Source organism: Cupriavidus sp. USMAA2-4 (assembly GCF_001854305.1).
GTDB lineage: Bacteria > Pseudomonadota > Gammaproteobacteria > Burkholderiales > Burkholderiaceae > Cupriavidus > Cupriavidus malaysiensis.
Genome location: NZ_CP017749.1, coordinates 2,323,131 through 2,344,690, shown reverse-complemented (window position 1 = coordinate 2,344,690; position 21,560 = coordinate 2,323,131). Strand labels below are relative to the sequence as shown.

The window sequence follows — 21,560 nt, the reverse complement described above, 5'->3', positions numbered from 1 at the left end:
GCGTGAGAGGAATGCGGAGAATCCGGCCCGGCGGACCAGGCGCGGTCATGGCGATACGGTAGCGGGTGCGGCCGCCGCCGGCTTGTATCGAAGCGACATGCGCGCCACGGGCGAGCCGGGGCTGCGCGCGGCCTCGCCTGGCCCTGACGACGGGGCCAGGGCCGGCCTCCTTTACAATGCACGGGTTTTTTCGCCGGCATGCCGCTGGCGCAGTACCCAACAAGCGACTAGCGAGGCTTCCATGATCATCAAACCCCGCGTACGCGGCTTCATCTGCGTGAGCACCCACCCCGTCGGCTGCGAGGCCAACGTGCAGGAACAGATCGCCTACGTCAAGGCGAGCGGCCCCATCGCCGGCGGCCCGAAGAGGGTCCTGGTGATCGGCGCATCGACCGGCTACGGCCTGGCCGCGCGCATCACGGCGGCCTTCGGCTGCGGCGCCGACACGCTCGGCGTGTTCTTCGAGCGCGCCGGCAGCGCGGGCAAGCCCGGCACGGCCGGCTGGTACAACACCGCCGCCTTCGACAAGTTCGCCACCGCCGAGGGCCGCTATGCCAAGAGCATCAACGGCGATGCCTTCTCCGACGAGATCAAGCAGCAGACCATCGAGCTGATCCGCCGCGATCTCGGCCAGGTCGACCTGGTGGTCTACAGCCTGGCGTCGCCGCGCCGCACCCATCCGAAGACCGGCACCGTCTACAGCTCCACCCTCAAGCCGGTGGGCAAGTCCGTCACCCTGCGCGGCATCGACACCGACAAGGAGGTGGTCAAGGAGACCGTGCTGGAGCCGGCCACCCAGCAGGAAATCGACGACACCGTGGCGGTCATGGGTGGCGAGGACTGGCAGATGTGGATCGACGCGCTCGACGAGGCCGGCGTGCTGGCCGACGGCGCCAAGACCACGGCCTTCACCTACCTGGGCGAGCAGATCACCCACGACATCTACTGGAACGGCTCCATCGGCGCGGCCAAGAAGGACCTCGACCAGAAGGTGCTCGGCATCCGCGCCCGCCTAGCCCCGCGCGGCGGCGACGCGCGCGTGGCAGTGCTCAAGGCGGTGGTCACGCAGGCCAGCTCGGCCATCCCCATGATGCCGCTCTACCTGTCGCTGCTGTTCAAGGTGATGAAGGAAAAGGGCACGCACGAAGGCTGCATCGAGCAGGTCTACCGCCTGCTCAAGGACAGCCTGTACGGCAGCCAGCCTCTGCTGGACGAGGAGGGCCGCCTGCGCGCCGATGACAAGGAGCTGGCCGCCGACGTGCAGGCGCAGGTGCAGCAACTGTGGAACGCGGTGCGCGACGACAACCTGTATACGCTGACCGATTTCGCCGGCTACAAGACCGAGTTCCTGCGCCTGTTCGGCTTCGCCATGGCCGGCGTGGACTACGAGGCCGACGTCAATCCCGAGGTGGCGATCCCGCACCTGGCCTGAGGCGCGCCCGCGCCCTGCCCCCGGCCCGCCGCCGCGGCGTGGCCGGCGCTGGCGGCGGCGCCACGGGAAACACATGCGCGCTCAGGAAGTCGATGAAGGCGCGCAGCTTGGGCGCCGGCTGGCGGCTGGCCGGCCACAGCACGCGGAAGGTGCCGCTGCCGGCCACATATTCGTCCAGCACGGTGCGCAGGCGGCCGTCGGCGAGCGGCTCGCGCATGGCGAACTCCGGCAGGGAGGCGATGCCCAGGCCCTGGAGCGCGAAGCACAGCCGCGTCTCGATGTTGTTGCAGATCATGGTGGCGGGCAGCTGCAGCTCCTGCGCGGGCACACCCGGCCGCCACGGCCAGATCTCCAGCTTGCCGGAATTGGGAAAGCGGTATTGCAGGCAGCGGTGCCGCAGCAGGTCCTGCGGGTGCCTGGGTTCGCCGTGCTCGCGCAGGTAGGCGGGCGAGGCCACCAGCAGTTGCCGGAAGCTGCCCAGGGTGCGCGCCGCCAGCCGCGAATCGGCCGGCTCGCCGGTGCGCACCACGGCATCGAAACCCTCCTCGATCACATCCACCATGCGGTCGGTGAAGTCCAGGTCGAGCTGGACTTCGGGGTACTCCCGCATGAAGCCGGCCAGTACCGGCAGCATCAGCGAACTGACCAGCGGCAGGCTCACGCGCAGGCGCCCGCGCGGCGCGGCGGTGGCATGCGACAGTTCCAGCTCGGCCGCCTCGATCTCCGCCAGGATGCGGCGGCAGCGCTCCAGGAAGAGCGCGCCTTCGGCCGTCAGCGTGATGCTGCGCGTGCTGCGATGGAACAGCCGCACCCCCAGCTTCTCCTCCAGGCGCGCCACGCTCTTGCCCACCGCCGAGGCCGACACGCCCAGCTGCCTGCCCGCCACCACGAAGCTGCGCGCCTCGGCCACCTGCACGAAGACCGCGAAGCCGCCCAGGCTGTCCTTGAGGTTGTCGCTGCGCTCGTCCATGCTCCCGCCTTGCCGGCTGCGAGGCCGCACCGGACGGCCACCTGCAGCATCGATCGATATTGATTATGCCGGTTGATTGACACCGATTGCGGACACTTTTGTCCGCAGAGCCAGGAACTCTACCCGACTTTTTCTTTAGTCACCGGCTTTCTATCGTGGCGGCATCGTGAACCGACACAAGGAAACGCCGATGCCGCACCGCCCCGACTCTCTCTCCATTGCCACCGCCCCGCCCTCCCGGCCCGCCTCCGCCCCCATCGCGGCGGCGGGCCGCGACCTGTCCGCGCGCATCGGCGCAGCGGGCAGCTGGCGCTGGGGCGGCGCCGATGGCCATCCGTGGTTCGTCGACCGCGCGCGCGGCCTGAGCGTGGCGGCCTTGACCAGCACCCTGTACGAGGGCAGGTCGGGACGCTTCGCCACGGACCTGCGCGATGCCGTCGATGCCACCGCGGAGGTACGGGCATGAGTTCGCACCTGAACACGCCACCGGCACCCGGGCGCCCGCTCTTCTTCATCGCCCTCGGCCTGTTCGGCCTCTATACCGTCGAGTTCGGCGTGGTCGGTATCCTGCCGGCGATCATGGCGCGTTATGGCGTCACGGTGGCGCAGGCAGGCGCGCTGGTAGGCGTCTTTGCCGCGCTGGTCGCGGTGCTGGGGCCGGCCATGGTGCTGTGGCTGTCGCGCTTCGACCGGCGCCGCGTGCTGGCCGGCGCGCTGCTGGCCTTCAGCCTGTGCAGCGCGCTATCGGCCTGGGCGCCGGACCTGGGCAGCCTGATGGCGCTGCGCGTGCCGGCCGCACTGCTGCACCCGGTCTTCTTCGCCGTCGCCTTCGCCGCCGCCATCTCGCTCTACCCGCCGGCACGCGCGGCGCATGCCACCGCGATGGCCTTCGTCGGCACCAGCATGGGCCTGGTGCTCGGCGTGCCGCTGACCACCTGGGTGGCCGCGCGCTTTTCCTACGAAGCCTCGTTCCTGTGCTGCGCCGTGGTGAACCTGGTGGCCGCCGCCGGCATCTGGCGCGCCCTGCCGTCCGCCGCGCCCGCTCCGCCGTCGCCGTCCTCGCCGTCTCCCCAGGCGGCACCGGCGGCGCGCGCACCGGCGCCGCTGCGCATCCTGCGCAAGCCCGGCCTGTGGCTCGCCGGCGCGACCACGGTGAGCCTGTTCGCCGCCATGTTCTCCGTGTACAGCTATGCGGCGGAATACCTGGCCCGCGCGACCGGGCTGGGCGGCGAGGCCATCGGCATGCTGCTGCTGGTGTTCGGCGCCGGCGGCGTGCTCGGCAACCTGGTGGCCGGCCGCTGGCTGGAGCGCCGCCGCAACCTTACCGTGCTGCTGCATCCCGTCCTGCTGGCGCTCGCCTATGCGGCGCTGCACGGCTTCGGCTCGCCGCACGCCGCCATCATGGTGCCGCTATGCCTGCTGTGGGGCGCCGCGCATACCAGCGGACTGGTGGTCAGCCAGACCTGGATGGCCGCGGCCGCGCCCGAGGCGCCGGAGTTCGCCACCAGCCTGTTCATCTCGGCCGCCAACCTGGGCGTGGTGCTGGGCGCGGCGGCAGGAGGCCGGATGATCGCCGCCGCCGGCATGGACGGCGCCATCTGGAGCGGCTGGCTGTTTGCCGCCTGCGCGCTGGCCAGCGTCATGCTGGGGCTGGGCACGTACCGGCGCCGGCAGCAGCCTGCCGCCGATGCCACCGACGGCCGCCATCCTGCCTGACGGCAGGCCGCCGCCGCGGTCCGGCCGGGGCCGGCAAGGCCGGCCGAACGAGGTCCAGCGCCGCCCGAAAAAAAACGCCGCAGCCCATCAGGCTGCGGCGTTCCGCTCGAAACGCGTCACGTGGACGGCCCGCCCCGGCTTGGGGGACGGGCCGCCGGCACGCTGCCTCAGGCCGAAACGGCCGCCAGCGCGTTGTTCAGCGTCTTGCTGGGGCGCATCACGCCTTCCAGCTTGGCGGCATCGGGCATGTAGTAGCCGCCGATGTCCGCCGGCTTGCCCTGCACGTCGGACAGCTCGCCGACGATGGTCTTCTCGTTGGCGGTCAGCGTCTTGGCCAGCTCGGCGAACTTGGCCGCCAGCTCGGCGTCCTCGGTCTGCGCGGCCAGTGCCTGGGCCCAGTACATGGCCAGGTAGAACTGGCTGCCACGGTTGTCCAGCTCACCGGTGCGGCGCGACGGCGACTTGTTGAGGTCCAGCAGCTTGCCGGTGGCTTCGTCCAGGGTCTTGGCCAGGATCTTGGCGCGGGCGTTGTCGTTCTTGATGCCCAGCTCTTCCAGCGACACCGCCAGGGCCAGGAACTCGCCCAGCGAATCCCAGCGCAGGTGGTTCTCCTCGACCAGCTGCTGCACGTGCTTGGGCGCCGAACCGCCGGCGCCGGTTTCGTACATGCCGCCACCGGCCATCAGCGGCACGATCGACAGCATCTTGGCGCTGGTGCCCAGTTCCATGATCGGGAACAGGTCGGTCAGGTAGTCGCGCAGGATGTTGCCGGTCACCGAGATGGTGTCCAGGCCGCGTGCCACGCGTTCCAGCGTGTAGCGCATCGCGCGCACCTGCGACATGATCTGGGTATCCAGGCCGCTGGTGTCGTGGTCCTTCAGGTAGGCTTCGACCTTCTTGATCAGCTCGTTCTCATGCGGACGGTACGAGTCGAGCCAGAACACCGCCGGCATGCCCGAGTTGCGCGCGCGCGTGACGGCCAGCTTGACCCAGTCGCGGATCGGCGCGTCCTTGACCTGGCACATGCGCCAGATGTCACCCGCCTCGACGTTCTGCGACAGCAGCACTTCGCCGGTGGCCAGGTCGGTGATGTTGGCGACGCCGTCTTCGGGGATCTCGAAGGTCTTGTCGTGCGAACCGTACTCCTCGGCCTTCTGCGCCATCAGGCCGACGTTCGGCACCGTGCCCATGGTGCGCGGGTCGAAGTTGCCGTGCCACTTGCAGAAGCTGATCATCTCCTGGTAGATGCGGGCGAAGGTCGACTCGGGCATCACGGCCTTGCAGTCATAGGGCTTGCCGTCGGCGCCCCACATCTTGCCGCCCTGGCGGATCATCGCGGGCATGGAGGCATCCACGATCACGTCGTTGGGCGAGTGGAAGTTGGTGATGCCCTTGGCCGAATCGACCATGGCCAGCGCCGGGCGGTGCTCCTGGCAGGCGTGCAGGTCGCGGATGATCTCTTCGTGCTTGGACTCCGGCAGGGTCTTGATCTTCTCGTAGAGATCGACCATGCCGTTGTTGACGTTGATGCCCAGCTCGTCGAACAGCTTGCCGTGCTTCTCGAAGGCTTCCTTGTAGTAGATCTTGACGCAGTGGCCGAACACGATCGGGTGCGAGACCTTCATCATGGTCGCCTTGACGTGCAGCGAGAACAGGATGCCGGCCTGGCGGCAGTCCTCGAGCTGCTGCTCGTAGAACTCGCACAGCGCCTTCTTGCTCATGAACATCGAGTCGATGATCTCGCCGTTCAGCAAGGCGACCTTCGGCTTGAGCACGATGGCCTTGCCGCTCTTGGTGACCAGCTCCATCTTGACATCGCGCGCGCGGTCCAGCGTCAGCGACTTCTCGCCATGGTAGAAGTCACCGTGCTCCATGTGCGAGACATGGGTGCGCGACCATTGCTTCCACTCGCCCATCGAATGCGGATGCTTCTTGGCGTAGTTCTTCACCGCCGCCGGCGCGCGGCGGTCGGAGTTGCCTTCGCGCAGGACCGGGTTCACCGCCGAGCCCAGGCACTTCGAGTAGCGCGCCTTGAGTGCCTTCTCTTCGTCGTTCTTGGGCTCGTCCGGCACGTCCGGCAGCTGGTAGCCCTTGCCCTGCAGTTCCTTGACCGCGGCCTTCAGCTGGGCCACCGATGCGCTGATGTTCGGCAGCTTGATGATGTTGGTGTCCGGCAGCAGGGTCATGCGGCCGAGTTCGGCCAGGTTGTCGGGGACGCGCTGCTCTTCGGTCAGGAGTTCGGGGAACTCGCCCAGGATACGGCCGGCCAGCGAGATGTCGCTGGTGGCGACGTTGATGCCGGCCGGTGCCGTGAAGGTGCGGATGATCGGCAGGAAGGCACTGGTCGCCAGCAAGGGTGCTTCGTCGGTCAGCGTGTAAATGATGGTCGGTTGCTGGTCACTCATTGCTTACCTCAAGGTCTGGATCTAAGGGAAAAGCCCCGCCGGCTGGATCGCAGTCGGACAAGTAAATCCGGGATTTTGCCTGATTTTGCTTTCAAATGCCTGAAAACTACTGCATTCCTTGCAGTCGCAATACGAATGCACAGAAATGGTGCATCAACTGGGCCTCCGCGCAGGCCTTGGACCCGGGCACCGGAAACGGGCCTTCCTGGCACCAGCAGGACCTAACGCGTGCCCATCCGCACGCAACTGCATACATCCTCGCGCGAAGCCTTTCGATGCCGCACCGCAACATGAAGCAGCCGCGGCCCGGCAAGGCGCGCAAAGGTTGGGGCACGGCACCAGGCCGGCGCCGCGCCTCAGCGGGCCCCGACGGCCTCGCCGGCAGGAGCGCCCGCGTCTGCGGCACGCGAGAAACCGTATTCGCGCTCGACCTTGCACACCCGCACGCGGTAGTCCTCGTACCAGCGCTCGCGCCCCAGCCGCTGCGCCAGCTGGTGCTCGCCGTGGGCCTTCCAGCCCGCGATGGCCTCCAGCGAGGCCCAGTAGGCCACCGTGATGCCGGGCGCGCCGGCGCTGCCGGCATCGCGCACCGACTCCACGCCGAGGAAGCCCGGCATGGTCGCGGCCAGCTGCTCCATGTGGTCGGCCATGGCGCCGTAGCCCTCGTCGCCCGGCGTGCGGGTGCTGGTGAAGATCACGGCGTAATAGGGAGGAACGGGAGTCTCGGCGGGGAAGGTCATGGCGGTCTCGCGGTGAGGACAGCAGAACAACGGTCGGAGCCGCGATCCTACCGCAGCCTGCCGCGGGCGGGACATACCGCAGCCCGCCGCGGGCGGGACAAGCGCCTGTCGCTTATCACCGGCCCACCTCGCCAGCGGCGCGCCACGCGAGGCCAACGGCCGCCCGACCACGCCCACCGCCATGACACACGACGATCAACGCCGCCGCTTCCTGCGCCCCTTCCTGCGCCGCTCGCTGCAGGCGGGCGCCACCGCCTCCTCGCTCGCGCTGCTGCCCGCCTCCATCCGCCGGGCGCTGGCGATTCCGGCGCCGACTTCCACCTGATGCGCCCCGCCGACCTGCCCGTGCGGAATAAAGCGCCCTCCGAGCGCGTTATGGCTGGTGGGAACGCGCACACCGCCGGAGCAGCCGCGCCGTCCCGCAGGTGGACTATGCTGAACGCACGGCCGGACCGTGCGCCGGATCCGGCCGATGCTGGAGGATCGTCATGCCCTTTCGTTTTGCGCCCTGGATCGCCGCGGCCCTGGCCACCGCCGCTGTGAGCGCCTGCGCCACGCTGCAGCCCGTGCAGACCGCCGAGAAGATGATCGGCAGCCCGCAAAGTTCCGTGCGCGACACCTTCGGCGCGCCGACCGAGACCTACCAGATGGCCGACGGCAAGACGCGCTGGATCTACTCCAAGCAGCCGCTCGGCTACGAGGTCTATGCGGCCGACTTCGACGCTGCCGGCAGGCTGGCCGGCTTCCGCCAGATGCTGACGGAACAGGAGATCTACCAGGCGCGCCCGGGCCTGTGGACCAAGCATGATGTGGCCGAGCGCTTCGGCATGCCGCGCGAGCCGATCCAGTACTACCCGCTGATGAAGCGCGAGGCCTGGTCCTACCGCATGTACGTCAGCGGCTACCAGCCGGCGCATTTCAGCGCCTACTTCGACGATCGCGGCATGCTCGACCGCACCATGATCATCGTCGACGCCATCGGCGGCGACAGTCGCGACCACAGCAAGTAGTGGCAGGAGTCGCAGTAGTGGCGTTGGCCGTGACACCGCGCCGGGCGCGCGGCGGCCCGCATCCGGCAAAGGGCTCGCTCCTGCTGCAGACCCTGCAGCGCGGCGCCGTGCAGATCGGCGTCAGCGGCAGCGTCAACCTGATGCTGGTGCTCGACGCCGCCGGCATCACGACCCGCCGCTCGCGCAGCGAGCGCTGTCTGCTGGCGCAGCGCTACGTGATGGGCACCGTGCCGGGCGCGCTCGCGCTGCGCATCGCCTTCACGGAACGGCGCCAGGCGATGCGGCGATGGCAGCCATCGCCACCATCGCCACCATCGCCACCATCGGCGCACCGGCCGCCGCACACCTCGGCACATACAGCGCACATCCATCGCGCACGCTGGTGACATGGTTCCTGCGCGCGCATCCGCGCGCATCCATCACGCACATCATGTGCGCCGCTGCGCGACAAGCGCCTCAATCGCGATTTTCAAGAAGTTCGATCAGGGGGCTTCCCACGCGCGAAAAACCTGTTGTACAATCCGGCCTCCGCTGCAGCAGCAAACGCTGAGACAGCGGAACAAATCCCCGATAGCTCAGTCGGTAGAGCGCCGGACTGTTAATCCGTAGGTCCCTGGTTCGAGCCCAGGTCGGGGAGCCACTCCAAGCGGGAGTAGCTCAGTTGGTAGAGCGCAACCTTGCCAAGGTTGAGGTCGCGAGTTCGAGACTCGTCTCCCGCTCCAAGTTATGATCTATAGACTTCTACTGACGTCTGTAAGTCGTTGAAAAGAGGGCCGAAAGGCCCTTTTTTCATTCCAGCGAGCGCCACGGAAATCCACCCGCAGCCAGCCTTTTTTAGGCGCCAATCTAGGCACAGGAATACGGGTGAAGCGGCTTCCGGATAGTTGCTGGGACTGAGCGGGAACCATGACGAGCATAGGCCTAAGTCATCACTTAGGAGCCTCGAAATGGCACTCTCTGATCTGATCGTCCGGCAGGCCAAGACCACCGGCAAGCGCTACACCCTCTACGACAACGACTGCCTGAACCTGATGGTCTCTGCTGCAGGCGGCAAGTCATGGATCTTCCGCTATTCTTGGCTGGGCAAGCAAAAGCGCATGTCCGTGGGCAGCTATCCCGCCCTCAGCCTGCGGGAGGCCCGCGCCGAGCGGGACAAGGCCCAAGCCCTGCTCGCCAGGGGGATCGATCCCCAAATCGAACGCGACCAGCGCCGGCACGCGGCCAAGCTGGCAGGCGAATACACCTTCAAGAACGTCTTCGATGCCTGGGTCGAGCATCGCCGCAAGGAACTCAAAGAAGGCCGTCAAAGCACGCTTTCGCAGATTCTGCGCATCTTCGATAAAGACGTGCTGCCAACCTTGGGGAAGATGTCGATCTACGACATTCGCCGGCCCCAACTCGTAGGCGTCGTGGCGGCGATTGAGAAGCGCAAGGCGTTCACTACCGCCGAGAAGGTCCGCACTTGGTTCAACCAGATGTTCCGCTATGCCCTGGTCATCGCCGAGGGGCTGGAAGTCAACCCGGCCGCGGACCTGGACGTTGTGGCCGAACCCAAGCCTCCGGTGGCGCACAACCCCTACCTGCACCTTCCCGAGCTACCCGAGTTCCTTCAGAAGCTCCGGCTTTACAACCCCCGCGGCTGGCAGACCCAGCTTGGTGTCCGTCTGCTGTTCCTGACGGGGGTGCGCACGGGCGAGTTGCGGCTGGCCGAGCCTGAGCAATTCGACCTCGACCGCGGCTTGTGGATCATCCCGCCGCAGGTCGTCAAGCAGCTCCAGGACGAAATGCGCAAGGCTGGCAAGCGGCCGCAGGACGTGCCGCCCTACATCGTGCCCCTGTCCCTGCAGGCCATCGAGATCGTGCGCTATCTCCTGGGCGTGATGCGGCCGGCGCAGAAGTACCTGCTGTCGCATCGCAGCGAACTCAAGAAGCGCATCAGCGAGAACACCCTCAACAAGGCTGTGCAGCTCATGGGGTATGAGGGACGCCTGACCGGCCACGGCATCCGCGGCACCATCTCGACCGCGCTCAACGAGATCGGATACCCGAAGATTTGGGTGGACGCACAGCTTTCGCACTCCGACCCCAATAAGGTCAGCTCGGCCTACAACCACGCCAAGTACGTGGAGCCGAGGCGCCGCATGATGCAGGATTGGGCTGATCGCCTCGACCTGCTCGAACAGGGCGAAGTGGAAGCCGCGAGCGCGCACCTGACCATCCGCATCGACGGGGTGCCGGCGATGGCGGAAGTGGAGGAAGCGGTGGGCTCGGTCCCCGCAGTGGCCGAGCCCGCTGTCGCTGGTGTGCCGCCTGTGGTGGCCACGCCCATCGTCGTGACCCCGAACAGCGGCGGGATCACCTTCCAGCGGCTGTCGCAGGTGCCGCCGCCTCCGGTGCATGCCCCGGAGCCGGAAGTGTCCGCCATCCAGCGCGAGCGCGAGGAAATGCTGGCCATCTACGAGTCGCCGAACAATCTGCCCGTGCCGCTGTTCGGCAAGCTGGCCGGCAAGTCCAAGGACCAGATCAACCGCGAGCTGAAAGCCGGCAAGCTGCTGTCCATCAGCCTGGGCAACCGGGGGCAGCGGGTTCCCGATTGGCAACTGGTGCCGCTCAAGCACAAGCTGGCCCAGGTGCTCATGAACCAGTGCCCGCACGCGGATTCGTGGGACCTGTACCGCATGCTGACCCAGCCACACCCCGACCTGGGGGATCGTGCGGCCATCGATGCGGTCACGCCGACCAACGTGCCCGCGATCATCCGGGTCATCATGGGCGACTACCAACGCCATGAGGATGCGCCCGAAGCCATTGCCATGCGGCCCATCCCCGAGGATGTGCGGCTGAGTGTTCGTCGGCTGGTGGATAGCGCCGCGGTACTTGAGGGGGCTTAACCCCACTTCGACCTAAGGCCGGGGTCATGGCCCCGGCCTTAGAGGCGCTATCACTTAGCGCCAGTCCCGGTGACTTGCATCGCTCTGCGCTCGAACCGCTCCGCAACGGATTCGGCTTGTGCGTGGGGCCGCTGCAGGTAGGTCACGATTTCATAGGGGCCGTCGGCGAGCGGTCGCGCGGTGATTCCCCATTCATGGGCACGCTCGATACGCGATCGCGCAGATACGCCGACGCCGTAGCCGGCCGCAACCCATAGTGCCAGCATCTCGAAAGAAGTCACCCGCTGGATGTTCTCCTGATCCGCCGGCATGAGGGAGGCGAGTCTCTCATCGAGCAGCGAGCAGGCTTCTGCCTGCCAGCGATAGACCGGATAGTCTTGGAGATCGGCGAGGGTCAGCTTCGCCTGGTCGAACAAGCGGAACCGTGGTGGCATGGCAACGGCCATGGTCTCCGTCCACAAGGGCTGTGTTTTGAGAGCCGGGGCGCTATGCCCCTGAAGCGATATTCCGACGTCGTAGCGGCCTTCAAGAAGCCCCTCAAGCAGGACGTCCCCTGCAACCTCGAAAAACGTGAGGGTGACGTCTGGCTCCTCTGCGCGTTGCCGCACGAGAAGCGCCGACAGTTGTGATGACGGTACGCCCGGTGCTACCGCAAGCCTAAGACGGGGGGGCGGACTGGTGGCATCGTGCATAAGAGCCCCCAAGAAAAGAATTGATCAAAAAACCAGTCCGACATGATACCCATGAGTTAAATTTAACGTGGTTAAATTCTAGTGACTGCTCGACGCTTCTGCTAATGCAGAAGCGTACTGTTCAACGAGGCCGTCCCCCCGGCACAACCAGATATGAAGCCGAGCCAGCCCAGGCCTTCGGCAAAGCTGTGCGCGCGTTTCGTATGGATCAGGGTATTGCACAGGAGGAACTAGCTGCACTGGCCGGAATCGAGCGTTCGCACATGGGCAAGATCGAGCGAGGGGAGCATTTGCCCTCGCTGGCCGTAATCCTGAAAATTGCCGCGGCGCTCAGAATGAGCGGCACCGAACTGATGGCTGCAACGGAACGCAATCTTCATGCCGATGCCGATGTAGGCTGATGCCGCGCCGGAAACAGACCTCTATCCGTCCCTCTGCGAACGCAAGCGAATTATGAATCGCTCCAATGCAGGGCATAAAGTGTCACTGCGAAGTCGAAGCAGGTAGGTTGTTATCACGGCCGAATCCACGGCCAATGGACGGGCAATCACGTCTGCACGTTGGCTGACCGCAAGCCTTGCGACCGTGGTGAAACCCAAGCCGTATCCAGCCCCGACCAAGGTCAGCATCATGTCCAACGAGGATGCGTGCTCGACGACATTGGGCTCTCGCTCCAACGGCCGCAGCAGCCGTGTCAACTCGCGGCAGTAACCCTCGCATACCTGCGGGTCGCATAACACGAGCGGATACGAGACGAGTTCTGAAAGCGGTACTTCCTTGTGAGCAAGCAATGGATGCCGAGCGGGCACTGCCAAGATCAGTGGGTCATGCCATATCGGCTCCGCGATGATTTCCTCGCCAACCTCCGCGGTATGGGCAAATCCGATCGTGAAGTCGCCCGACCGCAGTCCGCGCAACTGTTCAGCTAGAGGAACTTCTGTCAGCCGTATTTCAATGTCGGGCTCTTCTTCGCGGCAGTGGGCGAGAAATGCAGACAGGCGCTGGTCAACAGTGCCATCAGATATCGCGATACGCAGACTGCCTTGTAAACCCGCTGCGATGGCCTTGACGTTTTCCCGAGCCTGTTCCAAGGCAGCGAATACTCGTCGCACATCCTGTAGGAATGCTACTCCGGCCGAAGTCAGTTGGGTTCCCCGACGATCTCGATCAAAGAGAACAGCCCCCAGTTCATCCTCAAGCTCTTTAATGGCTCGGGACAGTGGGGGCTGTTCGATGTGTAAGCGCTCGGCAGCTCGTGTGAAATGCAGCTCTTCAGCCAGGATGACAAAGTAGCGGAGATGTCTCAATTCCATAAAGGCCTCGAACTAATAATCCACTCTTTTGCTTGCGGAGCAGCTTTAGGCCAGTCATACAAGGCTGACCATTGATGAAAGTATGTGCATTGGCATGTGTTTATTGCTCACCTAGCGAACAAATGCGGCCCGACCGGCATAGTGGGCACGGTCACCTAATATCTCTTCAATACGCATGAGTTGGTTATACTTTTCGACACGCTCACCGCGGCAGGGAGCACCGGTCTTGAGGTGTCCGGTGTTCAATGCGACGGTTAAGTCTGCAATGAAACTATCTACTGTTTCGCCGCTGCGATGCGAAACCATCGCTCCCCAGCCAGCCGCGTAAGCCATATCTACGGCGGCGCATGTTTCGGTAAGCGTGCCCACCTGATTGGGCTTTATCAGTACGGCGTTGGCGACCTTCTCGCGGATGCCGCGCTCAATACGTTTGACATTGGTCACGAAGAGGTCATCCCCCACCAGCTCGATCTGATCGCCCAGTCGCTGATTCAGTAGTTGCCAGCCGGTCCAGTCGTCCTCTGCCAGTCCGTCCTCCAGCACCGCGATTGGGAAGCGACCAATCCAGTCTTCGTACAACTCAATCAGCTCCGATGGCGTGACTTTGCGGCTTTCGCTACGAAGGTGGTAGAGGCCGTCTTCAAAGAAACCACTGGAGGCTGGGTCGAGAGCGAGCACTACATCAATGCCAGGCCGATAGCCTGCCGCTTCGATCGCCGCCAGTATCAGCTCGATCGCATCGCTGTTGCGTTGCAGTGCAGGGGCAAACCCGCCTTCGTCACCGACTGCTGTGGAGTAGCCTCGTTCTTTCAGGATTGAGCGCAGGCGGTGGTAGATCTCTGCGCCGTAGCGGAATGCTTCAGAGAAGCTCGGAGCACCCACTGGCGCAATCATGAATTCCTGAAAATCCGGCCCCTGCCAGTTCGCATGCACGCCGCCGTTGAGGATGTTGAACATCGGCACGGGCATGCGTATATCGCGATCGCCTGCCAGATAGCGAAACAGCGGCTGACCGCAGGCCTGTGCGGCAGCACGGGCCACGGCCAAAGACACTCCGACGATTGCGTTGGCCCCGAGGCGTTCCTTGTTGGGAGTGCCATCGAATTCGATCAGCAGTTTGTCGATGTCCGCCTGATCGCAGGCATCTCTGCTGTGGAGCACTGCAGAGATCGCTTTGTTGACATGGGAAACTGCTGTGTGAACACCTTTACCGTTAAAGCGATGGACATCGCCATCTCGGATTTCGACGGCCTCGTGAATACCTGTGGACGCACCGGATGGAACGGCGGCGCGCCCCGTGGCGCCACCAGCCAGACTTACATCGACTTCGATCGTGGGGTTGCCGCGTGAGTCCAGGATTTCTCGCGCATGTATGGTCTGGATGCTGGATGCCGACATGGTCATTCTCCTTTTTGGTCGATGTCGTTTGCTTGGTGTTCGATCTGCGGCTCGCTGGTGTCCGCCGGTGGGATCGGAGGCTTCTTCTGGGCTTCGCTGCGCTGCTTGTGGAAATGCGCGAGATCGGAAATCCGAAGCTCTTCCGGAACCGTGCGCCGATGCTTGCTGTGCTTGCCGCGGCCAAGCCGTTGTGCGTGGTAGATGCCTGTATGGCCGGAGAACAGGTAAGCAGTGATGCAGCCGACCGCCGCCAGCGGGCCAATATCGGCGCCAAATAGCTCCATGGCCATCAATGTAGTGGCGATAGGCGTGTTCGCCGCACCTGCGAACACGGCAACGAAACCGATGCCAGCCAGCATCGGAAAGGGCAGGTGCAGCAATGGTGCCAGCGCGTTGCCTAGCGTCGCACCGATGTAGAACAGCGGCGTGACCTCGCCGCCCTTGAACCCAGTGCCTAGGGAGACCACTGTGAAGACGAGCTTGCCCAGCCAGTCCCAAGGCTTCATCGGCTCCTGGAACGAACGCATGATCTCGGGAATGCCGAGGCCGATGTAGTTGTAGGCGTCAAGCGCCCACACGGCGGTGGCAACGATCACTCCTCCCACGAACGGGCGGAGCGGCGCGTAGCCGATACGGCGCTTCATCGTTGCGCCCAGCTTGTGCGCGGCCTTGGCAAAGACGGCCCCTACCAGCCCAAAGATGATGCCGGCCAGTACGACGGCCAGTACGCTCCAGGCACTGATTGGCACAACTTCGGAGATGGCGTAATGCGTATGGTGGACACCGAAGGCAAGGCATACCTGGTTCGCCACGATCGCCGCTACGGCGCAAGGAAACAGCGCGTCGTAGCGCATGCGCCCGATAGCTAGTATTTCTAGCCCGAACACGGCCCCGGCCAGCGGCGTGCCAAACACTGCGGAGAAACCGGCGCTGACGCCAGTCATGAGCAGGATGCGCCGGTCTTCGTGTTCCAGCCGGAAAACATGGGTGAGCTGATCTGCAAGCGCGCCACTCATCTGCACGGCAGTGCCTTCTCGGCCGACCGATGCACCGAATAGGTGAGAGATGACGGTGCCTCCTAGCACCAAGGGCGCCATGCGTAGCGGGACAACCTTCTTGGGGTCGTGGATCTCATCGATGATGAGGTTGTTACCGCCGTCCACCTGCTTGCCCAGCAGGTGATAGACGAAGCCCACGCCCATGCCTGCAAGCGGAAGCAGCCAGATGATCCAGCGGTGCGCCTCGCGCCATTCGGTGGCGCGATCCAGAGACACTAGGAAAAATGCAGACGCGCTGCCCGCGAGAGCGGCGACAACGCTTGCGATGAGGAGCCATTTGCCAAGAGATGGCAGTAGCTCTAGCTGTTCGGGACGACGAAGATATTTACGCATTGGACCTTGGTCATGTGCTCGAAACAATCGGGCTGACCAATGCCAAGGACGTAAACGCGAACGCCTACAGCCCCCAACGAAGGTCAGGTTCTGTAGGCGTCATCAGCAGCGCATCTTCGGCTGCGGTTTCTTCAAAAGAGGAGGAACACCATCTCCTGTGTCAACTATACACAAGTTCCAGTCGTTGGTGGCCCCAATTCCAGTGCTTCACGGCGATTGACTTCTGTCGATCGAATTTCATGTCGTACAATGTTACGGTCGTTTCATATTTGGTGTTCGGATGGGCGTGGAAGGTTGGCTGTTGCTCATGTACAAGGGCCGGCGGAATTCGCGAAGAAGCGGATAATTGTGGGTTCCTCTTGGATAACTACGCGCGAAAAGCCTTCGAGACTCACGAAAGACTATTGATCGCGAGGAGCATGCCATGGCCTTGATCATCCTTACCTTCAACACGCTTTTCGTGGGCCGCGGCAGTGCTTCACGGTTCAACATATGACGGGCTATCTGATACTGCTGCGCCACGGCGAATCCGAGTGGAATCGCGAACAACGCTTTACCGGCTGGGTGGATGTGGATCTGACTAGCCTCGGGCGCACGCAGATGCGTGAAGCTGCATGCGCGATGCGCGAGGCTGGTATAGAGGTGGATATCGCGTTTGCCTCAGTGCTAAAGCGCTGTGTGTATTCGTTGTGGATAGCACTTGATGAAATGGAACGGTTCTGGATTCCCCAGAAGCTGGATTGGCGCCTCAATGAGCGCCACTATGGCGGCCTCACTGGGCTGAGTCGGCGAGACGCTGAGTGTGAATTTGGAGCAGCCCGAGTTATGCAGTGGCGACGCTCCATTGATATCGTGCCACCACCTGTTGGCGATCGTGTGAAGAGCTTAGTGGCTCTTGATGAGCGCTATCGTGGATGCCCAGTCGGTCGTGCTTTTCAGGGGGAGTCCCTACGGCAGACCATGGAGCGGGTGCGTGAAGTATGGGTTGAAGAGCTAGTACCGCTTCTGTGCCAAGGGCGCAGCGTGCTGCTGGTCGGTCATGGTAACGCTTTGAGGGCGTTGATTGGTCTCGTAGAGAAGCTCGATGACGATAAACTTTCTCAGGTGGAAATAGCCAATGGCACACCGATTATTTATGGCTTCGATGAAACGCTAGCACCAAAATCCAAGAGGGTGTTCGATGCCGGGAGTCGAACACCCTCCGAAATCCTTTGAGGCTGGATGGCCAGTTGACGCCAATCCATGCTGCACCAGCCGGCGTTGGGTTGCGTGGTTTCTTTCAATCTGCGACCCAAAAGTCCAGTGAATCGACCGCACCTGCCGGCGACCAGGCTCGCCAGGGAGGAATTTGGGTGCTGTTATCCATTCATTCCATTCAGATACCGGACTTTGATTTCATCGAAAAGCAATGTCGCGGCACATACGGCAACGAAGATGCCGGCAATGACGGCTGGCGAAAGTGCAGCGCCGATCAGGCCGAACGCAGCGACCACGGTGGCAATCACTGCATTTCCCCCCGTCGCAAGTGCAACATAAAGGCTGGGACGGAAAGACCAGCAGCGGTCACGCACACGCGTGAGGTAAATGGTTGTTTGCGCCGAATAGATCAGGAAGACGAAGATCGCCATCTGGATTTCCGGGACTGGTAGTGCCAGCACATCCTTGGTAACCCATAGCAGCACAAAACCCAGTACAACCCAGCCGATAGCAAAAATAGCCGCCAGGCGCCCAATTTGCCTGATGCTCCATTTCTCCGGCTCGGGCGAAACCCACGCACGATCCGTCGCGAGCGTAATCGTGACGACATCGTTCAGCACCACCAGCAGCGCTATCAGTGGCAAGGACGTCGCAAAGAAGCCCGTCGCGATGTAGCCGATGGCGAGCAGGGCCGCCAGTTCGATCGTCCTGGCGATCTTTGTGATCGTCCACGTGAGCATCCGTCGATAGACGCGCCGGCCGCTTTCGATGACGGCCACCAGGTCCTGCAGGCCCGGATGCGTCAGAACCACCTGCGCGCACGCCTTGGCCACATCGGTGGCATCGCTCACGGCGATGCCCACTTCCGCTTGCTTGAGAGCCGGTGCGTCGTTGACGCCATCGCCCGTCATACCCACGACGTGGCCGGTGCGTTGGAGTGACTGGATGAGGCGGAACTTGTCTTGCGGGAAACAGTGTGCGAATCCGTCGTAGTCGAGCGGATCGCCCGCGTCCGGGACGGAACTGGCAAAGCGCTCGCCTAATCCGACCTTCCGTGCAATGGTGCGTGCCGTCGCTTCCATGTCGCCGCTGACCATCAAAACGCGCACCCCGAGCGCACGCAGTGATTTCACCAGTGCTGGAGCGTCATCGCGCAGCGTGTCAGCCATCGCGATCAGCCCGCGAATGGTGAGCGTGTCGGATGTGCCTGCCGCAACCGCCATGACACGTGCGCCGGTGGATGCCAAGGCGTCAACCAGTTGCGTCAACCCCTTGAAGGCCACCGCCATGTTTTGCACCACAGCAGGGGAGCCGAACACCACACGAAGGGTTTGATCTCCGTGCCGAACCAAGGCTTCCGAATGTTTGGTGGCAGGTTCAAAGGGTGTGGCCTGCAGACATTCCAGTGGAGCTGCCTGCTGTTGGCGCGCGGCTTCCCAGATGGCCTTTTCGACGGACCCTTGCGAGGCTTGGTTGCATGTGGCGGCGGCCAGCGCCAGCACATCGGCCTCGTTCTGTCCGCTTTGCTCGGGCAAAGGGATGACTGCTGTCACGACCTGCCGGTTTTGGGTCAGCGTGCCGGTCTTGTCGATGCACAGCACATCCATCGTCGCCGCTTCTTGAACGGCGGACAGGCCAGTGACGAGTACGCCGCGCCGTGCCAGCAGCCGTGCCTCAACGGCGTTGGCCACGGTGAACGCGGCTGGCATCGTCACTGGGACGGTGGCGATGATCAGCACCAGCAAGAACGGAACGAGCGTGAGCAAGTCGATTCCGCGCCACAGCGCAAAGGCCAGCAGCGCCACGGCTAGCACTGCGTCGATTGCAACCAGATGGCGCACGACCGCATACAGCAGCCGATCCAGGTGCCCACCGGCGGTCTTCGACTGCACCAACTCGGCTGTGCGTCCGAAGAAGCTGGCGGTGCCGGTCGCGGTAACCCGAGCGGTGGCCTGGCCGCTTTTGACGGTTGAGGCTGAATAAAGAGTTTCGCCTGTGGTGCGGGTTACGGTAGCGGACTCACCCGTCAAGGCCGCTTGATCGACCTCTACTGCTCCATTCGAGACACTGGCGTCGGCGGCCACCAGATCGCCGGGCCCGAGGTGGATCAGGTCCCCTGGCACCAATTCCCGTGCGGGGATGGTGCGCCACTCGCCGTTTCGGCGTGCGCTGGCGTTGACGCTCAGGCGGCTGCGCAGCAGATCCAGCACGCGCTGCGAGCGCCGCTCCTGCACGGCACCTACAACGGCGCTGAACACCAGCCACAAGGCGATCATGACCGGTTCGCGAACCTTGCCAATGACCAGCTCCATTGCCAGTGCAAACTCTAGGAGCCAGGGAATAGGTCCCCACAAGCGGCCAAGAATGCTACGAACCAAGCTCGGACGTTTCGTCGCGATTTCGTTGTAGCCATACTCTTCTCGGGCGGCATGAACCTGTTCTTCAGTGAGACCTGCATCCATCTGTTCTTCTTTTTCCATGCGTTCGTTCCCTATGGACTGACCGGCGTTGCCACCGGCATTCGTTCGAGGCCCTGCGCTTTCATTCCTCCAGCCTTGAATGACACAGACACAACCCAATGCACATTGCACTTGACTGCGCTAGAGGACGTAGAGGTTCACGCCCCCACTAGGTGATGTGTCTCATTGATCCGGTGGATCGTGAAAACCCCATCGTCAATGGCGATCTCGTTGATGCAGCATGGCTCTTGCTTGATGCGCCAATAGCGCGACAGTGACAGGCCGAGGGCATGCATTAGGATCACTCGGTTCGTGCTGTCATGCCCTACCAGTACGATGGTCTGGTCTGCGTGCTTCTTGAGTACAAACTGGAGAACATGAACGCTGCGCACTAAAACGGCCGCCAGAGTCTCCCCGTTGGGAATCGCAGCCAGCTCGGGTGTGTGAAACCAGTCATGGAACTCGGACGGCCAGCGAGAGCGCACTTCCTCGTGTGTGAGTCCCTGCCACTGGCCGTAGTCCGTGTCCATGAGGTCGGCAAGCGGCTCCGCCCTAGCGCCCGTGGCCTGAGAGATCGCCGCGCCGGTATGCACGCAGCGCGACAGCGGGCTTGTGTAGATCATGTCCGGCTTCCAACTGCTAGCGATGCGCTCGCTAAGCATCTTGGCCTGCCGTTCACCAAGATTGGATAGCGCTAGGTCGGCACGGCCCCGAAACCGCTCGGGCGCGATCCAGTCCACATGGCCGTGCCGGGTCAGGATGAGTTTTGTTGTCATAGAACCCCTTTAGGTAAATCTTGGTCAGACAGCCTGTTTGCCTACTCGGCCAAATTCGACAGGCACCATGACGTAGGCCAGATTGATATCTTCCTGAGCCAAGGCATCCATTAGTGGCTGATAGTTGGCCTCGGCTACGGAAACGGTAACGGCCAAGGGCTGGTCGGCCAACTCAAAAAAATGGGCAGAATGGAAGCGGCCGTGGTGATCGAACCCTTCGCCTGCGCCCACAAGAGTGCCTCCGATTGCCCCATGCTTCTGGGCGAACTCCAGCAGCCATTGGCCTATGGGTTTGGAGCCGACGTGCTTGTCTTGTCCGGTGAAAAACGTCAGTTGATAGCCTTGCATGGCAATCTCCGTTCACGAATGGTTTGTTAGTGAAACTGTAGTCATTCCCAAGGCGGTCATAATGAGCGAACCGCCCAAATGCAAGACCAACATTCCAGCAGCCAAGCTCAAGCTGCCTGCACGCAATAGAGCCAAAAGTTCGGCGGAGAACGTGGAGAACGTGGAAATGCCACCGGCAAGGCCCGTAATGATGAAAAGGCGCCAGTGAGGGGCTAGGTTGGGTGATGCTGCAAAGAATGCTATGGCTACGCCGACGATATACCCGGCGATCAGATTGCACACCAATGTACCCATCGGGATGGGTGGGAAGATTGCGTTCATCCCCAAGCTCAGTCCGTAGCGGGTAAGGCCACCGATGACAGATCCCGCGCTGATTGCGATTACGGCATAGAGCCCGTTCATCGAAGCTTTCCTTTACTGCCTCTATGTGTGGATGCGTGGTGTTGGTGCTCAAGCGGAATTTCGCACTTAAACATCACCGCATGTACTTTCTTCAATTCCTCTGCATGCTCTTGCATGAAATCGAGTAGGTGTTGCTCTGTATCCAGCAGTTCCAAGCATTGCGGATGCCGCATGTCGGTTAGTTCAGGGTGGCTATGCGATAGCTTTTCGCCTGGCAAATAGCCCGAAACGACATGGTGCAGCATGGCTTGCAAGATGTTGGCCTTTCGCGCAACTTTCAGAAGATGGTGCGCTAGTGCGGGGGCGCTGAGGTGATGCCAGAAGCGTGTTGCCTTGGCCGTGGTGCCGGTCGGAAAGTACAGCCGAAGGGCTACGAGGGGATGCTTGTCTTTGGTGCTCATTAAGCGGTTTCCTTCGATG

20 protein-coding genes, 2 tRNA genes, 1 pseudogene and 1 riboswitch are annotated in these 21,560 nt (G+C 63.2%); of the genes and pseudogenes, 11 read left to right on the top strand and 12 right to left on the bottom strand.

From position 1 onward, the window contains the following. Positions 1-241: 241 nt before the first annotated feature. A complete protein-coding gene (fabV, locus tag BKK79_RS30315; RefSeq protein WP_071039691.1) occupies positions 242-1,432 on the top strand; it encodes an enoyl-ACP reductase FabV in 1,191 nt (396 codons plus the stop codon). Here fabV and BKK79_RS30310 read toward each other — a convergent pair. Beyond that, positions 1,398-2,402 carry a LysR family transcriptional regulator gene (locus BKK79_RS30310; RefSeq protein WP_071039690.1) on the bottom strand — a complete coding sequence of 335 codons (1,005 nt, stop codon included), beginning with the start codon at positions 2,400-2,402 and terminating at the stop codon, positions 1,398-1,400. The genes fabV and BKK79_RS30310 overlap by 35 nt on opposite strands. 295 nt (positions 2,403-2,697) lie before the next feature. Between BKK79_RS30310 and BKK79_RS40700 the strand changes: the two are divergent. After that, a pseudogene (locus BKK79_RS40700) lies at positions 2,698-2,868 on the top strand (serine hydrolase); the annotation flags it as partial. Continuing rightward, complete coding sequence (locus BKK79_RS30300; protein WP_071039688.1) at positions 2,865-4,118, top strand: MFS transporter; 1,254 nt, start codon at positions 2,865-2,867, stop codon at positions 4,116-4,118. The pseudogene BKK79_RS40700 and the gene BKK79_RS30300, both read left to right, overlap by 4 nt. Positions 4,119-4,285: 167 nt before the next feature. Here the strand turns inward: BKK79_RS30300 and BKK79_RS30295 are convergent, their stop codons facing one another. Next, positions 4,286-6,523, bottom strand: a complete 2,238-nt coding sequence (locus BKK79_RS30295) for an NADP-dependent isocitrate dehydrogenase (RefSeq protein ID WP_071039687.1) — start codon at positions 6,521-6,523, stop codon at positions 4,286-4,288. Positions 6,524-6,879: 356 nt separating this feature from the next. Beyond that, positions 6,880-7,263, bottom strand: coding sequence for an antibiotic biosynthesis monooxygenase family protein (locus tag BKK79_RS30290; RefSeq protein WP_071039686.1), 384 nt, complete (start codon positions 7,261-7,263; stop codon positions 6,880-6,882). Between the two features lie 181 nt (positions 7,264-7,444). Between BKK79_RS30290 and BKK79_RS40695 the strand changes: the two genes are divergently transcribed. The 6 genes from BKK79_RS40695 (at position 7,445) to BKK79_RS30265 (ending at position 11,164) form a co-directional block, all read left to right on the top strand. Next, complete coding sequence (locus BKK79_RS40695; RefSeq protein ID WP_157128556.1) at positions 7,445-7,588, top strand: hypothetical protein; 144 nt, start codon at positions 7,445-7,447, stop codon at positions 7,586-7,588. A gap of 163 nt (positions 7,589-7,751) precedes the next feature. Continuing rightward, positions 7,752-8,273, top strand: a complete 522-nt coding sequence (locus tag BKK79_RS30285) for a hypothetical protein (RefSeq protein WP_071039685.1) — start codon at positions 7,752-7,754, stop codon at positions 8,271-8,273. 29 nt (positions 8,274-8,302) lie between these two features. Continuing rightward, positions 8,303-8,659 carry a hypothetical protein gene (locus tag BKK79_RS30280; protein WP_157128555.1) on the top strand — a complete coding sequence of 119 codons (357 nt, stop codon included), beginning with the start codon at positions 8,303-8,305 and terminating at the stop codon, positions 8,657-8,659. A gap of 178 nt (positions 8,660-8,837) precedes the next feature. Beyond that, a tRNA-Asn gene (locus BKK79_RS30275) sits at positions 8,838-8,913 on the top strand. A 6-nt stretch (positions 8,914-8,919) separates the two neighbouring features. Further along, a tRNA-Gly gene (locus BKK79_RS30270) sits at positions 8,920-8,995 on the top strand. 225 nt (positions 8,996-9,220) lie between these two features. Next, on the top strand, positions 9,221-11,164 hold the full coding sequence (locus tag BKK79_RS30265) for a tyrosine-type recombinase/integrase (RefSeq protein ID WP_071039683.1): 1,944 nt from the start codon (positions 9,221-9,223) through the stop codon (positions 11,162-11,164). A gap of 50 nt (positions 11,165-11,214) precedes the next feature. On the opposite strand, the gene BKK79_RS30260 is transcribed toward BKK79_RS30265, so the two are convergent. Beyond that, complete coding sequence (locus tag BKK79_RS30260; protein WP_071039682.1) at positions 11,215-11,856, bottom strand: substrate-binding domain-containing protein; 642 nt, start codon at positions 11,854-11,856, stop codon at positions 11,215-11,217. 104 nt (positions 11,857-11,960) lie between these two features. On the opposite strand from BKK79_RS30260, the gene BKK79_RS30255 reads away from it, so the two are divergent. Next, a complete protein-coding gene (locus BKK79_RS30255) occupies positions 11,961-12,257 on the top strand; it encodes a helix-turn-helix domain-containing protein (RefSeq protein WP_071039681.1) in 297 nt (98 codons plus the stop codon). A 21-nt stretch (positions 12,258-12,278) separates the two neighbouring features. On the opposite strand, the gene BKK79_RS30250 is transcribed toward BKK79_RS30255, so the two are convergent. From BKK79_RS30250 to BKK79_RS30240, 3 genes are all read right to left on the bottom strand, one after another. Further along, positions 12,279-13,169 carry a LysR family transcriptional regulator gene (locus BKK79_RS30250; protein WP_071039680.1) on the bottom strand — a complete coding sequence of 297 codons (891 nt, stop codon included), beginning with the start codon at positions 13,167-13,169 and terminating at the stop codon, positions 12,279-12,281. A gap of 111 nt (positions 13,170-13,280) precedes the next feature. Beyond that, positions 13,281-14,567, bottom strand: a complete 1,287-nt coding sequence (gene eno, locus BKK79_RS30245; RefSeq protein WP_047351450.1) for a phosphopyruvate hydratase — start codon at positions 14,565-14,567, stop codon at positions 13,281-13,283. 2 nt (positions 14,568-14,569) lie between these two features. Then, entirely contained in the window at positions 14,570-15,958 is a 1,389-nt protein-coding gene (locus tag BKK79_RS30240) for a voltage-gated chloride channel family protein (protein WP_071039679.1), read from the bottom strand. Positions 15,959-16,044: 86 nt separating this feature from the next. Beyond that, a riboswitch (Fluoride riboswitch) is annotated at positions 16,045-16,123 on the bottom strand. Between the two features lie 327 nt (positions 16,124-16,450). Between BKK79_RS30240 and BKK79_RS39500 the strand changes: the two genes are divergently transcribed. Beyond that, a complete protein-coding gene (locus BKK79_RS39500) occupies positions 16,451-17,173 on the top strand; it encodes a 2,3-bisphosphoglycerate-dependent phosphoglycerate mutase (protein ID WP_047349941.1) in 723 nt (240 codons plus the stop codon). Positions 17,174-17,316: 143 nt separating this feature from the next. Here BKK79_RS39500 and BKK79_RS30235 read toward each other — a convergent pair whose 3' ends face one another. The 5 genes from BKK79_RS30235 to BKK79_RS39495 all read right to left on the bottom strand — a co-directional run bounded on the left by BKK79_RS30235 (position 17,317) and on the right by BKK79_RS39495 (position 21,541). Further along, positions 17,317-19,635 carry an HAD-IC family P-type ATPase gene (locus BKK79_RS30235; protein WP_071039678.1) on the bottom strand — a complete coding sequence of 773 codons (2,319 nt, stop codon included), beginning with the start codon at positions 19,633-19,635 and terminating at the stop codon, positions 17,317-17,319. A 137-nt stretch (positions 19,636-19,772) separates the two neighbouring features. Continuing rightward, positions 19,773-20,390 (bottom strand): histidine phosphatase family protein, encoded by a 618-nt coding sequence (locus BKK79_RS30230; RefSeq protein ID WP_047349939.1) that lies wholly within the window; start codon positions 20,388-20,390, stop codon positions 19,773-19,775. A 24-nt stretch (positions 20,391-20,414) separates the two neighbouring features. Continuing rightward, the gene (locus BKK79_RS30225) at positions 20,415-20,738 is read right to left on the bottom strand and encodes a DUF190 domain-containing protein (RefSeq protein ID WP_047349938.1); all 324 of its coding nucleotides are present in this window, start codon (positions 20,736-20,738) and stop codon (positions 20,415-20,417) included. Positions 20,739-20,750: 12 nt separating this feature from the next. Then, entirely contained in the window at positions 20,751-21,140 is a 390-nt protein-coding gene (gene crcB / locus BKK79_RS30220) for a fluoride efflux transporter CrcB (protein WP_047349937.1), read from the bottom strand. Then, positions 21,137-21,541, bottom strand: coding sequence for a hypothetical protein (locus BKK79_RS39495; RefSeq protein ID WP_084002023.1), 405 nt, complete (start codon positions 21,539-21,541; stop codon positions 21,137-21,139). The genes crcB and BKK79_RS39495 overlap by 4 nt, the downstream gene beginning before the upstream one ends. Positions 21,542-21,560 lie beyond the last annotated feature (19 nt).

Coding starts and splice junctions, on each gene's coding strand:
- fabV (WP_071039691.1), top strand. CDS start 242: ATGATCATCAAACCCCGCGTACGCGGCTTCATCTGCGTGAGCACCCAC.
- BKK79_RS30310 (WP_071039690.1), bottom strand. CDS start 2,402: ATGGACGAGCGCAGCGACAACCTCAAGGACAGCCTGGGCGGCTTCGCG.
- BKK79_RS30300 (WP_071039688.1), top strand. CDS start 2,865: ATGAGTTCGCACCTGAACACGCCACCGGCACCCGGGCGCCCGCTCTTC.
- BKK79_RS30295 (WP_071039687.1), bottom strand. CDS start 6,523: ATGAGTGACCAGCAACCGACCATCATTTACACGCTGACCGACGAAGCA.
- BKK79_RS30290 (WP_071039686.1), bottom strand. CDS start 7,263: ATGACCTTCCCCGCCGAGACTCCCGTTCCTCCCTATTACGCCGTGATC.
- BKK79_RS40695 (WP_157128556.1), top strand. CDS start 7,445: ATGACACACGACGATCAACGCCGCCGCTTCCTGCGCCCCTTCCTGCGC.
- BKK79_RS30285 (WP_071039685.1), top strand. CDS start 7,752: ATGCCCTTTCGTTTTGCGCCCTGGATCGCCGCGGCCCTGGCCACCGCC.
- BKK79_RS30265 (WP_071039683.1), top strand. CDS start 9,221: ATGGCACTCTCTGATCTGATCGTCCGGCAGGCCAAGACCACCGGCAAG.
- BKK79_RS30260 (WP_071039682.1), bottom strand. CDS start 11,856: ATGCACGATGCCACCAGTCCGCCCCCCCGTCTTAGGCTTGCGGTAGCA.
- BKK79_RS30255 (WP_071039681.1), top strand. CDS start 11,961: ATGCAGAAGCGTACTGTTCAACGAGGCCGTCCCCCCGGCACAACCAGA.
- BKK79_RS30250 (WP_071039680.1), bottom strand. CDS start 13,169: ATGGAATTGAGACATCTCCGCTACTTTGTCATCCTGGCTGAAGAGCTG.
- eno (WP_047351450.1), bottom strand. CDS start 14,567: ATGTCGGCATCCAGCATCCAGACCATACATGCGCGAGAAATCCTGGAC.
- BKK79_RS30240 (WP_071039679.1), bottom strand. CDS start 15,958: ATGCGTAAATATCTTCGTCGTCCCGAACAGCTAGAGCTACTGCCATCT.
- BKK79_RS39500 (WP_047349941.1), top strand. CDS start 16,451: ATGACGGGCTATCTGATACTGCTGCGCCACGGCGAATCCGAGTGGAAT.
- BKK79_RS30235 (WP_071039678.1), bottom strand. CDS start 19,635: ATGGAAAAAGAAGAACAGATGGATGCAGGTCTCACTGAAGAACAGGTT.
- BKK79_RS30230 (WP_047349939.1), bottom strand. CDS start 20,390: ATGACAACAAAACTCATCCTGACCCGGCACGGCCATGTGGACTGGATC.
- BKK79_RS30225 (WP_047349938.1), bottom strand. CDS start 20,738: ATGCAAGGCTATCAACTGACGTTTTTCACCGGACAAGACAAGCACGTC.
- crcB (WP_047349937.1), bottom strand. CDS start 21,140: ATGAACGGGCTCTATGCCGTAATCGCAATCAGCGCGGGATCTGTCATC.
- BKK79_RS39495 (WP_084002023.1), bottom strand. CDS start 21,541: ATGAGCACCAAAGACAAGCATCCCCTCGTAGCCCTTCGGCTGTACTTT.